A 14,310-nucleotide genomic window follows, 5' to 3' on the forward strand; every position below is an offset into this window, starting at 1 on the left:
ATGGGAGCACGACTCCTTCTGCGCTGGAAACAGAACGAAACGTTCGACGGTGACGCGTTTCCCCGGAGCCTGAATTCCTGTCGCCCGGGCTTCGGCCGCGCCGCATCATCGCGCTTTGCCACGGGCGAGCGGAAGAGAATTCCGGCGATGAACGAACGAATCCGGCGGACGACAGGAGAGCCGGAATTCGCTGTTCGCTCGGCTATGGCTCGCTGATGAACAGTGAAGGGCTGGAGGGACACTGGAGGGAATCGAGCGGACAGGGGGGAAGCGTGCGGGCCGGCTCAGGCGACCGAGGGCGAGATGTCCCCGGACAGCGGGCGGTCGAGTTCGCGCTGGGTGCGGCGGAGCACGATCGAGTCGGCCACCTCGCCGCTGCGCACCGCGATGTTCGACAACAGGGACGACGAGAGCCCGTGACTGTGCTCGGTGCCGCCCTGGAGGTACACGCCACTGCTCAGCTCCGGCGTGCTGACCAGGCGGTAGTCGCGCTCCACCCGGTGCCGGCCCGCCGCGTCGCGCAGGAAGTACCGGTCGGTCCCGCCGAGCAGGCGGGCCGGGTCCAGGCTGTCGTAGCCGGTGGCGAAGACCAGGGCGTCCACGGCCAGTTCCTCGGCGCTGTCGTCGAGCAGCGAGCGCAGCACCACCCGCGTCAGGTCCCCGGCCCGCCGCACCTCGGCGACCCGGGTGAGATTGCGGAAGTCCAGCCGCTTGGCGCCGCTGACCTGCTCGTCGTACACGCGCTGGTACAGGGCGCGGATGACGTCGGAGTCGACCACCGAGTAGTTGGTGTTGCGGTGGTAGCGCCAGAACGCCTCCCGGGCGTTCTCGGTGCCGTAGTAGTAGTCGTCGACCGCGGTGGGGTCGAACACCTGGTTGGCGAAGGGGGTGTCGTCGGCGACGGAGTAGCCGTACGAGGGGATGACCGCGCACACCTGGGCGTGCGGCAGCTTGTCGTGCAGGAACCGGGTGATCTCGGCCGCGCTCTGGCCGGCGCCCACCACCGCCACGCTCTTGAGGCCGGCCGGGTCCTGGGCGTTGAACCTGCTCAGGAACTCCGAGCTGTGCCAGACCCGTTCGTCCGATGTGACCCCCTGCGGAAGGCGTGGGACGAGGCCGGTGGAGATGGCCACATTGCGTGCGGTGACCACGCTGACCGTGCCGTGGGCGTCGCGCGCCTCGACCTCCAGGAGGCCGGCCGTCGTGGCCCCTGGCTCGGTGACGGGCCGTATCGCGGTCACCTCGGTGCCGTACGAGACCCGGTCGCTCAGACCGGCGGCGGCCCACTCCAGATACTGGTGGAACTCCTGCCGGGTCGGGAAGAAGTCCTGGTTGTTCACGAACTGCACCAGCCTGTTCGAGGCGTGCAGGAACGAGATGAAGCTGAACCGGGACTGCGGGTTCCTGAAGGTCGCGAGGTCCTTGAGGAACGAGATCTGCATGGTGGTGGACGGAAGCACCATGTTCCGGTGCCAGCCGAACCTGGGCTGCCGCTCGAAGAAGTGGGAGGTGACCGGATGCTGCGCGGAGCTCGCCCCCTGCTCCTCCAGGGCGACCGCGAGCGACAGGTTGGACGGGCCGAACCCGATGCCGACCACGTCGTAGATCTCCTGGCTGAGACTGCCCGGTGTGTCCATGGAAATACTCCCCATCGCGTCTGGACATCTCGACTGGTGGGCCGAAAGACGTCGTGCTGTCGCCGCCCCCCACGTCGTGGGTGTGCGGAGAGGCTTGGCAAAAGCTTGCCAAGATGTTGGCAACCGCTTCCGGAGGGCTGATCCAGAGCCGGTCGAGCGGGACTGGAGTTCCTGGTGAACGCGCCCGAATTCCCGGCCGGTTGCCGCGAGAATGTGCCGGAGCGATGACTTTTCCGAGCCGTTTCGGACGCCCATTGCGCGGTTGTTCCGCACACCGCATTCGGGCGTTGTCCTGTACGCCGGGACGGCGATATGGTCGGCCCGCACCAATGCGATCCGTCATTTTCCGCGGCAGATCCGTGCCCCTCCGCGCACGGCTGAAAGGATGCATCCGGATGTTCGTTCCCAGCTTTTATCGCGAACCGGACAGTTCGTGGATGGTGGACCTGATACGCGGAAATCCGCTGGCGCTCGCCGTGGCCAACGGCCCCGCCGAGGACGGTCCGTTCGCCACGCACCTGCCGGTCATCTTCGACCCGGAGACGTCCGCCGACGTCTCCGGCGAGCTGCCGGGCGTCACCCTGCTCGGGCACATGAACCGGGCGAACCCGCACTGGTCCGCACTGGAGGACGGCGGCGTCCTGCTGCTGACGTTCACGGGCCCGCACTCCTACGTCTCGCCCACCGTCTACGAGAAGAGCCCGGCCGCCCCGACCTGGAACTTCACCTCGGTCCACGTACGCGGCGTCGTGGAGAAGATCTCCTCGATCGAGGAGACCCTGGAGGTGGTGCAGGCCACGGTGCGCGCCTTCGAGGGGGCCTTCGGCGACGGCTGGGACATGACCGGCTCGCTGGACTACTTCCGCAAGATCGTGCCGGCCGTGGGCGCCTTCCGGTTCACCGTGACCGGCGCCGAGGGCATGTTCAAGCTCAGCCAGGAACAGCCCGGCGAGGTGCGCGAGCGGGTGCGCGAGTCGTTCGGGCAGAGCGCCTGCACGTACAAGCGGGAGACCGCCGGCCTGATGAGCCGGCTGCCGCAGACGCAGGCCGCGACGGTCTCGAGCGGCGCCTGAGCGGCGCTCGAAAGCGCCCGGCGAGGCACGCCTCTCGTTGCAAACCAGTGACCCGGTATGTTTTTCTGGCGAGGCAGTCCGCGGGCGGGACGGTCGGCGCCGCTCGGCACCGGCCCCTTCGCCCCGCGGGACGCATGCCCGACGCGCACGTCCAGCACGGCGTCCATGCTTCACCGCGGACCGGCGCGAGCCGGCGCCACAGCACGCAGGAGGGTCTCTTGACGGCGCTTCGACCGGTCACGGCGGACATCACCCGGGCTGCGGTCGCCACCGGCGAGGCCGCCCGCGCGGACGAAGGAGCCGGCCGCGAGCGGGCCGTGCTGGCGCTGGACTCGCTGCTGGACTCCGACTCGCCGAGGATCGACGGCGAGGACAGCGAGCGGGTCCGGCGGCTCGCCGAACTGGAGGCGCCGCTCCCGCCGATCCTCGTGCACCGCGCGACGCTGCGCGTCATCGACGGGATGCACCGGGTCCGGGCCGCCCGCCTGCGCGGCGACGACACCATCGAGGCGGAGTTCTTCGACGGCGGTGACACGGATGCCTTCGCGCTCGCGGTACGGCTCAACATCGCGCACGGACTGCCGCTGACCCAGGCGGACCGGGCCGCCGCCGCCGAGCGGCTCCTGCGGGCGCGCCCCTCCTGGTCGGACCGGCGCATCGCCGCCGGCACCGGGCTCTCGGCCGGCACCGTCGCCGCCGTCCGGCGCCGTTCGACCGCGCAGGACGAACAGTTGAACACGCGCGTCGGCCGGGACGGACGGGTGCGCCCGCTGCGCGCGGCCGAGGGCCGGCTGCGCGCGAGCCAGGTGATCGCCGCCAACCCCGGGGCGACCCTGCGGGAGATCGCCGCCGTGGCCGGGATCGCGACGGCCACCGCCAAGGACGTACGGGACCGGATGCGGCAGGGCCGCGGCCCGCTGCCGGCCGGCAGGGTGCCGGGCAGAACCGGCGCCGCCCTGCCCGAGGCGTTGGGCACCACCGGGGCCGGGCGGGCCGCGGCCCGCGTCCCCGCCGCCGCCATCGGGCTGCTCCTGCCCAGCGTCTCCAAGGATCCGTCGCTGCGCACGGAGGCCGGACGCACCCTGCTGCGGATGCTGAGCGTCCACTCGATCGGCGACGAGGCGAAGTGGCTCCGTCTCGCGCGCAGCGTGCCCGGGCACCGTGCGGACATCCTCGCGCAGGCGGCCCGCCGCTGCGCCGACCACTGGCTGCGGCTCGCCAACGAACTGGAGAACCGCCGCGCCTGACCGTTTGTCAGGCGGCCCGCCGCCCGGCACCGGCCACGTCGGCCAGGGCCGCCCCCAGCCGCTCCAGGCACGCGTCGACCTCCCGCTCCGAGACGGTCAGCGGCGGCGCGAACCGGATGACGTCCGGGGCCACGGCGTTCACCAGCAGCCCCCTGTCCTGCGCCGCCTGCCGCACCCGCCCCGCGAGGTCGCCGCGCAGCACCAGCCCCAACAGCAGCCCCGCGCCCCGGACCTCCCCCGCGGCCGGGTGACCGAGGGCAGCCAGTCCCCGCCGCAGCCGCTGCCCCGTGCGGGCCACCCGGGCGAGCAGACCGGTCTCCTCGATGGTGTCCAGGACGGCGAGAGCCGCCGCGCAGACCACCGGGTTGCCGCTGAAGGTCGAGCCGTGCGTGCCGGGCGTGAGCAGCTCGGCGGCCGCGCCGAAGGCGAGGGTCGCGCCGATCGGCAGACCGCCGCCGAGCCCCTTGGCGAGCGTGACGACATCCGCCTCCACCCCGTCGGCCTGAGCGGCGAACCAGTGGCCCGTGCGCCCGATGCCGGTCTGGATCTCGTCCAGGACCAGCAGGGCACCGGCCGCCGCGGTGATCTCCCGGGCGGCCCGCAGATAGCCGGCCGGCGGCACGATCACACCGTTCTCGCCCTGCACGGGCTCCAGCACGACCAGCGCGGTGCGCGGGGTGACGGCGCGGCGCAGCGCCTCCGTGTCGCCGTACGGTACGTGGCTGACCTCGCCGGGCAGCGGCAGGAAGGGACGTTGCTTGGCGGGCTGGCCGGTGAGGGCGAGGGCGCCCATGGTGCGGCCGTGGAAACCGCCGGCGGCGGCCACCATGTGGGTGCGCCCGGTGAGCCGGCCGATCTTGAAGGCCGCTTCGTTCGCCTCGGCGCCGGAGTTGGAGAAGTAGACCCGGCCCTCGCGCCCCGCGAGCCGCAGCAGCCGCTCGGCGAGCCGCACGGTCGGTTCCGCGATGAACAGGTTCGAGACGTGCCCGAGCGAGGCGACCTGCTCCGACACGGCCCGCACCACGGCGGGATGGGCGTGGCCCAGGGCGTTGACCGCGATACCGCCGACGAAGTCCAGGTACTCGGTGCCCTCCGCGTCCCAGACCCGGGTGCCCAGACCGCGGGCCAGCGCGAGGGAGGGGGTGCCGAAGTTGTCCATCATGACGTCCTGCCAGCGCCGGGCCAGCGCCTCGTTGCCCGTGCTCATGAGGAGTACTCGCTGTTCTCGTGGACGTACGCGGCGGTGAGGTCGTTGGTCCAGATGACGGCGGAGTCCGCGCCCGCGTCGAGCTCGACGCGGATCGAGATCTCCCGGCCGGTCATGTCCACCAGCGCGCGGTCCTCGCCCACCGATCCGTTCTCGCAGACCCGGACGCCGTTGATGGCGACGTTCAGCCGGTCGGGTTCGAAGGCGGCCTTCGTCGTGCCGATGGCGGACAGGACCCGGCCCCAGTTGGGGTCCTCCCCGTGCAGGGCGCACTTGAGGAGATTGTTGCGGGCGATGGAACGGCCCACCTCGACGGCGTCGTCCTCGCTCGCGGCGCCCGTGACCTCGATGCGGATCTCCTTGTCGGCGCCCTCGGCGTCCTTGACGAGCTGCCGCGCGAGGTCGTCGCAGACGACGCGGACGGCTTCCGCGAACCCGGCGTACTCCGGGTTGACCCCGGAGGCGCCCGAGGCGAGCAGCAGCACGGTGTCGTTGGTGGACATGCAGCCGTCGGAGTCGACCCGGTCGAAGGTGACGCGGGTGGCGGCCCGCAGCGCCCGGTCCAGGTCCCCGCTGTCGACGACGGCGTCCGTGGTGAGCACGACGAGCATGGTCGCCAGGCCCGGCGCGAGCATCCCGGCACCCTTGGCCATCCCGCCGACGGTCCACCCGTCGTGGCCGGCCGAGGCCGTCTTGGGCATCGTGTCCGTGGTCATGATCGCGAGGGCCGCGTCCTTCCCGCCCGACTCCGACAGCCCGTCGGCGGCACGGTCGATGCCGGCCAGGAGCCGGTCCATGGGCAGCGGTACGCCGATCAGACCGGTGGAACAGACGGCGACGTCGGCCGGGGCGGCACCGAGCCGCGCGGCGGCCCGCTCCGCGGTGGCGCGGGTGTCGTGCGCGCCCTGGGAGCCCGTGCAGGCGTTGGCTCCGCCGGAGTTGAGCACGACCGCGTGCAGTACGCCGTCGGCGAGGCCGTCGCGGGTCCAGCGGACGGGCGCGGCCTGGACACGGTTGGAGGTGAAGACGCCCGCCGCGGCGTACCGCGGCCCCTGGTTGACGACGAGCGCCAGGTCGCGGCCCCCGTTCTCCTTGATCCCGGCGGCCAGTCCCGCCGCGGTGAAGCCTCGTGCCGAGGTGACGCTCACGGGGCGACTCCGATCGTGGAGAGGCCCTGTGCCTCCGGGAGGCCCAGGGCGATGTTCATGCTCTGCACGGCCCCGCCCGCCGTGCCCTTGACCAGGTTGTCGATGGCGCTGATCGCGACGACCCGGCGGGTCGCGGGATCGAGGGCCACCTGGACCTGCGCGGTGTTCGACCCGTGCACGGCGCCGGTCGCGGGCCACTGTCCCTCGGGCAGCAGCCGGACGAACGGCTCGTCGGCCAGGGCCTTGTCGTACGCGGCCCGTACGTCGTCGGCGTCCACCCCCGGGCGCGCGGCCGCGGAGCAGGTCGCGAGGATGCCGCGGGACATGGGGGCCAGCGTCGGGGTGAAGGAGACGGCGACCGGGGCGCCCGCCGCGGCGGCCAGGTGCTGGCTCATCTCGGGCGTGTGCCGGTGGGTGCCGCCCACGCCGTAGGGCCGCATGGAGCCCATGACCTCGCTGCCGAGCAGGTCCGTCCGGGCGGCCTTGCCCGCGCCCGAGGTGCCGGACGCCGCGACGACCACCGCCTCCGGTCCGGCGAGCCCGGCCGCGTACAGCGGGAAGAGGGCCAGCAGGACCGCGGTCGGATAGCAGCCCGGTACCGCGATGCGCCGGGTCCCGGCCAACGCGGTCCGGGCGCCTGGGAGTTCGGGCAGGCCGTAGGGCCAGGTGCCGGCGTGCGGGGAGCCGTAGAACGTCTCCCACGCCGCCGGGTCCGCGAGGCGGAAGTCGGCGCCGCAGTCGACGATCAGGGTCTCCTCGCCCAACTCCCGTGCGACGGCCGCCGACTGGCCGTGCGGCAGGGCGAGGAAGACGACGTCGTGGCCGGCGAGCGCAGCCGTGGAGGTCGGCAGGACCTCCCGGGCGGCCAGCGGGGCCAGGTGCGGCTGGAGCGCGCCCAGCCGCTGCCCCGCGCTGGAGTGCCCCGTCAGCGCGCCGATCTCCACCCCGGGATGGTTCAGGAGCAGGCGCAGGAGTTCACCTCCCGCGTATCCACTGGCTCCCGCCACGGCTGCTCGCACGGTCATGAGTCCTCCCCGTTGACAGTCAGGTCGTTCCAACGCGGCCGCGGGCCGGTGCTCCATACCTATCCGCCCGCACCTGACGGCGCGTCGAGTCCGGGCGGACCGGGGCCCCGGCCGTCCGGCGTCAGCCGGCCGGCGTGCCGCAGTACTCGGCGTCCAGGACGGGCAGCAGCGTCTCGCCGGCGAAGTCGCTGTTGTAGTTGAAGGTGAACACGTGACGGCCGTCCTCCGTGAAGGAGGAGACGGAGATCCAGCCCACCGCGCCGCCGTCGTGGTACCAGATGTCGGTTCCACAGCTCAGCGTGAGCCGTTCGACGCCGAGCCCGTAGGACGAGACCGGGACGTCGGGGTTGACGACGGTCGTCTTCATCTCCTTCAGCTGCTGCGGGGGCAGCAGCTTGCCGCCCATCAGCGCCGCGTAGAACCGGTTCAGGTCCGCCGCGCTGGAGATGATGTCGCCGTTGCCCCAGGCCTGTGACCCGTTCACCTCGGTGACGTCCTCGATCCGGTCCGGCTGGTCGGCGAAGAGCTTGGAGTAGCCGCGGCTGCTCGGCCGGGGCAGCGTGGTCGCCGTTCCCGGGTTCGACGTCGCCGTCAGGTCCAGCCGGGAGATGATCCGGCGGCGCACCTCGTCCTCGTACTTCTTGCCGCTGACCTTCTCTACCACCATCGCGGCGAGGACGTCGTTGGTGTTGGAGAACCAGTGCCGGACGCCGGGCCGGTACGCCGGCGGGTGGGAGAGGGCCACCTTGACCCGCAGGTCGTGCGCCAGGGTGTCGTAGCGGTGCTGGAGGTAGCCGTCCCCGAGCACGTACGTCTGCACGTACGCGGGGTCGGAGAAGTAGTCGAACAGGCCGCTGGTGTGGTTCAGGAGCTGGCGCACGGTGATGGCGCGGCCGTCGTTGCCGTTGCCCTGCACCACGCCGGGCAGCCACCGCTCCACGCTGTCGTCGAGGCTGAGCTTCTTCTCCGCCTCCATCTGCAGGAGCACGGTCGCCACGAAGGTGCTGGTGATGCTGCCGGTCCGGAACCGGTCGCTGAGGCCGCGCGGTGCTCCCGTCCTCAGATCGCCCACGCCCGTCGCCGACTTCCACACCCCGGAGGCGTCGCGCGCCTCGGCGGTGATGCCGGGCACGCCGGCCGCGACGGCCGCGTCGATCGCGCGCTGCGTCGCCGCGTGCGAGGCCGGCGTGGCGGCCCTGTCCTGCGCGGCCCCCGCCGGACCCGCGAAGGCGGTGGCCATGATCGCGCAGGCCGCCAGACCCACCACGCCGGCCCTCGGTCTCATCCGTCTTGTCGTCATGGCCCGCTCCCCTGTTGTCGCCCGTAGTTGGCCGATGTCCTACTTGTGCGCATCGACGGCGGCACCGTAGGTCAGCCGTGTCCCGGGCCGATAGCCCGTGCGGCGATCCCGCCGACCGCCGACCGGATGACCAGGCACGACAAGAGGAACAGGCCGCCGCGAACGGCCGGCCGGGGGAGGGCGGACCCCGGTGCCGGGGCGGGCCGCAGCCTGTGGGGCGGACCGTGGACGGCCGGAAGCGGTCGGTCGTATTCCGCCCCCGGGACCGTCAGCGGAGGCGGGACGACGCCGCGAGCGCCGTGCGCGCGTCCTGCTCGATCCGGCGCAGCAGCGGACCGGGGTCGTGCGCGAAGTAGAAATGGCCGCCGTCGAGGACGTGCAGCCCGATGAAGTGCTCGGTGCGCTCCGCCCAGCCGGCCATCCGCGCCGCCGGGGCCGCGTGGTCCCCGGCGCCCGCGAAGGCGGACAGGGCCACCGGCAGCGGCCCCGTGCCGGGCCGGGGGCGCCAGTTCTCCACCACCCGCAGATCGGCCCGGATGACCGGGGCGAACACGGCCCACAGGTCCGGGTCGTCGAAGACCTCGTCGGGTGTGCCGCCGAGCCGCTTGAGCCGGTCCCGCAGCGCGGCGTCGGACAGATCGCCGTAACGCACGGAGCGGTCGGCCGTGCACGGCGCGGGCCGCGCGGAGACGCCGGTCCACACCGGCCGGGGCAGGCCCGACGCGACGGCCCGGCAGGCGATCTCGTACGCGAGGAGGGCACCCATGCTGTGCCCGAACAGGGCGTAGGGGACGTCCGGTGCGGGCGCGACGGCGCGCAGCAGGAAGTCGGCGAGGAGCCCGGCGTCCTGGATCGGCGCGCGGTCCATGAGATGGCCGTGCCCCGGGGCGTCGAGGAGCCGCACGTCCCACGTGTCCGGCAGTCCGGCCGGCCAGTGGCGGAAGGGCACGTGCGAGCCGCCCGCGTGGTGCAGGACGAACAGCCGCAGCTCCGGCCGGGCCGGTCGGGTGCCGTCCATCGCTCTCCCTCGGCTCGGGCGCACCTGCCGACGATAGTGCCTCCGGTCACCGTACGGACCCCGCTCAAGGCCCGCTCCGGCCGTCCCGGAGCCCACGTCGAGCGGTTCTTTTCCGGTGTTCCCGAAGGCGGCGTCCGGGGCGGATACAGAACCGCTCGAGCCCGGGACGACTCGGCCCTCCGGCCCTTGTAGCCGCCTCGTCCGGGTCCCTACGGTGACGTGGCAACGCCGGGGTGGCCCGACGCCGTTGTCCGGCTCGCCGGACACCGCGTCCGCGGCCGACCGGACCACGCCGAACGGCGATCGTGCCTGGTGCTGTCGCGCCCGGCCCGCCGCATCCCAATCCCGAGTCATTCCGTGACGGTTAAGGACGGTGCCAGTTGAGCACGAACCCCTTCGATGACGAGGACGGCCGCTTCCACGTTCTGATCAACGACGAGGAGCAGCACTCCCTGTGGCCGGCGTTCGCCGAGGTGCCCGCGGGCTGGCGCGCCGTGTTCGGCGAGGCGTCCCGCGCCGAGTGCCTGGAGTACGTCGAGCAGAACTGGACCGACCTGCGGCCCAAGAGCCTCCAGGAGGCCATGGCGGGGGACTGACCCCCCGCTTCCCGGACGCGCGACACCCGCAAGGACACTTCGGATGGGGGAGATGAACGTGGCGACGGGCGCCGTGAGAACCGCGAGCAGACACGGGGCGAGGCCGGTGGCGGACGGTGGTGCGCCCGTACGCGACGTGGCCTCGAACTTCGTCGGGACACCGGCCAAGGTGCGGAAGTCGGGGATGACCTTCCCGCAGAACCTGCCGGAGAGGGCCTGGGAGGAGATCGGGACCAATCTGCGCGAGCTGGTGAACTCCTCCGCGTGGTGGCTCGCCGACTGGCTGCTCTTCGGCGAGGCCACGTACGGGTGGCGCCGGTACAAGGAGGCCATCGAGCGGACCGGTCTCGACTACCAGACCCTGCGCAACTACGCCTGGGTGGCCCGGCGGTTCGAGCACCACCGCAGGCGCGACTCCCTCAGCTTCGCCCATCACGCCGAGGTGACCCGCCTGGCGCCGCCCGAGCAGGACTACTGGCTGCGCAAGGCCGAACAGCAGAAGTGGTCGCGCAACGAACTGCGCAGGGCGGTCCGGGCCGGTCTGGCCGTGCAGAGCGGCGCCTCGCCCGCCGGCCCGTCCGCCGCCGACGCCACGGCCGCGGCCGACGGCGCTCCCGGCACCGGCCCCGACGGCGAGCAGGGCCGGCCGGCCCCCCGCCTCGCCGGGCCGCCCGCCGACCAGCACCGTCAGCAGGTCACGACACTCACCATAGAGCTCTCCGCCGGCCAGCTCGAGTACTACTCGAAGGCCGCCGCCGCGCACGGCCTCCCCGTCGACCAGTGGGTCACCCAGGTGCTCGACACCGCCGACCGGCGATCCGCCTAGAGGGACCTCTCACATCGGAGTCAGTTGATGATCCTTCAGGGAAAGCGGGTCGCCCTGCCCCCGGCGCCCGTCGTCCACCAGCAGTTCGAGGCGAACGCGGCGGCCACGCCCGACGCCCTCGCCGTCGTCCGTGCGGGCGAGCACATGACGTACGCCGAACTCGACGCCGCCGCGAACCGGTTCGCGCACTATCTCGTCGAGCGCGGCCACGGGCGCGGCGCGAAGGTCGGCCTGTGCCTCGACTACTCCTTCGGCCTGCTCGTCGCCCTCCTCGGCACGCTCAAGGCGGGCGCGGCCTATGTGCCGTTCGACCCGGCCTACCCGGCGGCCCGGCTGGAACAGCTGCTGGGGCAGGTGCCCGACCTCGCGCTGATCGTGGCGTCCGAGGCGACCGCCCCGATGGTCGCCGCCGCCACCGTCGACGTCGTCGACCTGGAGCGGCTCTCCGGCACGCTGGCCGGCCTCCCGGCGACCCGGCCCGCGGTCGAGGTGACCGGGGACGACCTGTGCTACGCGGTCTTCACCTCCGGTTCGACCGGCACGCCGAAGCTGACCGCGGTACGCCACGAGGGCTGGTTCAACCTCATGAACTGGCTGAAGCTCGAGTACGGCCTGGACGGCGGATCGCACAACCTGGTCGTCAGCGCGTTCGGCTTCGACCTGTCCCAGCGCGCCCTGATGACACCGCTGTTCTGCGGCGCGACCCAGCACCTCATGGCGAGCCGGAACTTCGACGCCATGATGGCCTACCGCATTCTCGACCAGCACGACATCCGCGTGGTGCACTGCGCCTCCAGCACTCTGTACGTCCTCGTGGACTGGGAGACCGCGCGAGGCGGCGACGCGCTCACCCGGCTCGACCACGTGCTCTTCGGCGGGGAGGCGCTCAAGCCCGAGCGGCTCACCGAATGGATGCGCCGCGAGGGCAACACGTGCACGCTGCTGCACCAGTACGGCGTCGCCGAGTGCACGGACGTCGCGACCTCCTACGACCTGTCCGCGTACCGGGCCGGCGACCATGCCATCGCTCCGGTCGGCAGGCCCGCGTACAACACCGACATCCACCTGCTCGACGAGCAACTGCGCGGCGTCGCGCCGGGGGAGTCCGGCGAGATCTGCATCGCCGGGGCGGGCGTCGGCGCGGGCTACCTGGGCGGCTCGGGCCCGGAGAACGCGAAGTTCACGACCGTCGTCATCGACGGCGCCCCGGTCCGGCTCTACCGCACGGGCGATCGCGGCCACGTCACGGAGAACGGTGAACTCGTCGTCGCCGGACGGATGGACGCGCAGGTCAAGGTGCGCGGCATGCGGATCGACCCCACCGACATCGAGCGGGTCCTCGGCCGGCTGCCCGGGGTCCGGGAGGCCGCCGTCGCGGTCACGCGAAGCGGTGCGGGGGAGGCCGAACTGACCGCCTTCGTCGTGCCCACGCGGCATGAACTCACCGAGGACGACCTGCGCTCCGGGCTGCTGCGGGTCCTGCCGCGGAACATGGTCCCGGCCCGGTTCGTGAACATTCTCCGCCTCCCGCTCAGCCCGCACGGGAAGGTCGACCGCGCGGCGCTCGTCGCGTCGCTGGAGAAGCATCACGCACTCAGCGCCGGCGGCACCGCGGCATGAATCGGCAAGGACCGTCATGACGAACGAGAGGACTGCGATGATCGCCGACCGCGTGCACGCCATCTGGTGCCGTGAACTGAAACGCGACAACATTTCGCCCGATGACGATTTCTTCGCCCTTGGCGGCCAGTCCGTCATCATGGTGCAGATCCAGGGCGCATTCATGGACGAGCTCAACGTCGAGGTCCCGATGGACCAGATGTTCCTCAATCCGACGGTGGCGTCCATCACCGCATACATCGAATCGCTCGGCGCGGTGGCCTCTTCGTAACAGGTCCTGTCAGGGCCTGAGTTGTGTCCCGCCGGCGGGACACCGTGATTAGCATCGAAATGAAAAAGAGGCTGCGGTCGAGCCGTGCCAAAAATCATCCGGTAAGAGAGGAGAGCCATGTACGACGTGATTGTCGTAGGTGCCCGTTGCGCGGGTTCGCCGACGGCCATGCTCTTTGCGCGGCAGGGTTATCGTGTCCTGCTTCTGGAAAAGGCGAAATTCCCGCAGGACACGCTCTCCTCGCATTACATCCATATGCAGGGAATGTCCTTGCTCAGCCGCTGGGGGCTCCTCGACAAGCTCCGCGACGCGGGGTGCAGGAAGATCACCCGGCAGAGCTACGAGGGCCCGGGCGTCCGCATCGAAGGCTTCTCCCTGCCGCTCGACGGAGTCACGTACACGTACGCGCCGCGGCGGTACGTGCTCGACCCGCTCCTCGCGGAGGGCGCCGTCGAGGCGGGCGTGGACTTCCGGCAGGGCTGCGCGGTCAAGGACCTGGTGTGGGAGGACGGCCGGGTCGCCGGCGTGCGCTACACGACGCCCGGCGGAGCCCTCGCCGTCGAGCGGGCCCGCCTGGTCGTCGGCGCGGACGGCATGCGCTCGCTGGTCGCCCGCAAGGCGGGAGCACCGAACGTCATCGAGCACCCGCGCGTCACCTGCACCTACTACAGCTACTGGGCCGACGTGCCCTCGGACTTCGAGCTGTACGAGCGCCCCGGCCGCTGGATCGGCGTCATCCCCACCAACGACGACCTCACGCTGCTCATGACGTACTTCCCGCAGGAGGAGTACCAGGACGTCCGCAAGGGCGTGGAGCCGTTCTACCTCGACACCTTCCGCACCACCGCCCCCGAGCTCCACGAACGTATGCGCGCGGGCCGGCGCGTGGAGCAGCTCTACGGCACCGGCCACCAGGAGAACTTCTTCCGCAAGGCGTACGGGCCCGGCTGGGCGCTGATCGGCGACGCCGTCACTCACAAGGACTCCATCACCGCCCGCGGCATCACCGAGGCCTTCGTCCAGGCACAGTCGCTGACCGAGTACATCGGCCAGGACCTGCACGAGGACGCCGCGCTCGACGCGGCGCTGGAGCGCTACGAGCTCAACCTGAGCGGCGAGGCCCTCAGCCAGTACCAGGGCGCCCTCAACGTGGCCGAGCTCAAGCCCGAGGGGCGCACCGACATGCTGCGCAAGCTGGTCGGCCACCAGGAGCACATCGACCGGTACTTCTCGACGCTGTCGGGCGCGTGCTCCCTCGACGACTTCTACAACGACGACCTGCTGACCCTGCTCGACCAGAGCTGAGTGACGACCGCTTCCCGGTTGCCGATTTGGAGACACA

The 14,310-nt window shown here is 71.8% G+C and carries 13 protein-coding genes; 7 read left to right on the forward strand and 6 right to left on the reverse strand.

All coding sequences use genetic code 11. From position 1 onward, the window contains the following. Nucleotides 1-284: 284 nt before the first annotated feature. Nucleotides 285-1,637 carry a lysine N(6)-hydroxylase/L-ornithine N(5)-oxygenase family protein gene (locus ABII15_RS38690; protein ID WP_353947372.1) on the reverse strand — a complete coding sequence of 451 codons (1,353 nt, stop codon included), beginning with the start codon at nucleotides 1,635-1,637 and terminating at the stop codon, nucleotides 285-287. A gap of 395 nt (nucleotides 1,638-2,032) precedes the next feature. On the opposite strand from ABII15_RS38690, the gene ABII15_RS38695 reads away from it, so the two are divergent. Next, nucleotides 2,033-2,710 (forward strand): FMN-binding negative transcriptional regulator, encoded by a 678-nt coding sequence (locus tag ABII15_RS38695; protein WP_353947373.1) that lies wholly within the window; start codon nucleotides 2,033-2,035, stop codon nucleotides 2,708-2,710. 218 nt (nucleotides 2,711-2,928) lie between these two features. Then, a complete protein-coding gene (locus ABII15_RS38700; protein ID WP_353947374.1) occupies nucleotides 2,929-3,957 on the forward strand; it encodes a ParB/RepB/Spo0J family partition protein in 1,029 nt (342 codons plus the stop codon). 7 nt (nucleotides 3,958-3,964) lie between these two features. Here ABII15_RS38700 and ABII15_RS38705 read toward each other — a convergent pair whose 3' ends face one another. From ABII15_RS38705 to ABII15_RS38725, 5 genes are all read right to left on the reverse strand, one after another. After that, nucleotides 3,965-5,164 (reverse strand): acetylornithine transaminase, encoded by a 1,200-nt coding sequence (locus tag ABII15_RS38705; protein ID WP_353947375.1) that lies wholly within the window; start codon nucleotides 5,162-5,164, stop codon nucleotides 3,965-3,967. Continuing rightward, nucleotides 5,161-6,312, reverse strand: a complete 1,152-nt coding sequence (gene argJ / locus ABII15_RS38710) for a bifunctional glutamate N-acetyltransferase/amino-acid acetyltransferase ArgJ (RefSeq protein WP_353947376.1) — start codon at nucleotides 6,310-6,312, stop codon at nucleotides 5,161-5,163. Before argJ ends, ABII15_RS38705 begins: the two co-directional genes overlap by 4 nt. Beyond that, entirely contained in the window at nucleotides 6,309-7,337 is a 1,029-nt protein-coding gene (gene argC, locus ABII15_RS38715; protein WP_353947377.1) for an N-acetyl-gamma-glutamyl-phosphate reductase, read from the reverse strand. Before argC ends, argJ begins: the two co-directional genes overlap by 4 nt. A gap of 121 nt (nucleotides 7,338-7,458) precedes the next feature. Beyond that, nucleotides 7,459-8,637 (reverse strand): serine hydrolase domain-containing protein, encoded by a 1,179-nt coding sequence (locus ABII15_RS38720; RefSeq protein WP_353947378.1) that lies wholly within the window; start codon nucleotides 8,635-8,637, stop codon nucleotides 7,459-7,461. 268 nt (nucleotides 8,638-8,905) lie between these two features. After that, nucleotides 8,906-9,655: an alpha/beta fold hydrolase gene (locus ABII15_RS38725; protein ID WP_353947379.1), complete on the reverse strand. Its 750-nt coding sequence runs from the start codon at nucleotides 9,653-9,655 to the stop codon at nucleotides 8,906-8,908. Nucleotides 9,656-10,035: 380 nt separating this feature from the next. On the opposite strand from ABII15_RS38725, the gene ABII15_RS38730 reads away from it, so the two are divergent. The 5 genes from ABII15_RS38730 to ABII15_RS38750 all read left to right on the forward strand — a co-directional run bounded on the left by ABII15_RS38730 (nucleotide 10,036) and on the right by ABII15_RS38750 (nucleotide 14,273). After that, nucleotides 10,036-10,251 (forward strand): MbtH family protein, encoded by a 216-nt coding sequence (locus ABII15_RS38730; RefSeq protein ID WP_111668599.1) that lies wholly within the window; start codon nucleotides 10,036-10,038, stop codon nucleotides 10,249-10,251. 184 nt (nucleotides 10,252-10,435) lie between these two features. Next, nucleotides 10,436-11,077 (forward strand): LmbU family transcriptional regulator, encoded by a 642-nt coding sequence (locus ABII15_RS38735; protein WP_353947432.1) that lies wholly within the window; start codon nucleotides 10,436-10,438, stop codon nucleotides 11,075-11,077. A 27-nt stretch (nucleotides 11,078-11,104) separates the two neighbouring features. After that, nucleotides 11,105-12,697, forward strand: a complete 1,593-nt coding sequence (locus ABII15_RS38740; protein ID WP_353947380.1) for an amino acid adenylation domain-containing protein — start codon at nucleotides 11,105-11,107, stop codon at nucleotides 12,695-12,697. A 16-nt stretch (nucleotides 12,698-12,713) separates the two neighbouring features. Next, complete coding sequence (locus ABII15_RS38745) at nucleotides 12,714-12,968, forward strand: acyl carrier protein (RefSeq protein ID WP_353947381.1); 255 nt, start codon at nucleotides 12,714-12,716, stop codon at nucleotides 12,966-12,968. A 117-nt stretch (nucleotides 12,969-13,085) separates the two neighbouring features. Continuing rightward, nucleotides 13,086-14,273: an NAD(P)/FAD-dependent oxidoreductase gene (locus ABII15_RS38750; protein ID WP_353947382.1), complete on the forward strand. Its 1,188-nt coding sequence runs from the start codon at nucleotides 13,086-13,088 to the stop codon at nucleotides 14,271-14,273. Nucleotides 14,274-14,310 lie beyond the last annotated feature (37 nt).

It is taken from the genome of Streptomyces sp. HUAS MG91 (assembly GCF_040529335.1).
Taxonomy (GTDB): domain Bacteria; phylum Actinomycetota; class Actinomycetes; order Streptomycetales; family Streptomycetaceae; genus Streptomyces; species Streptomyces tabacisoli.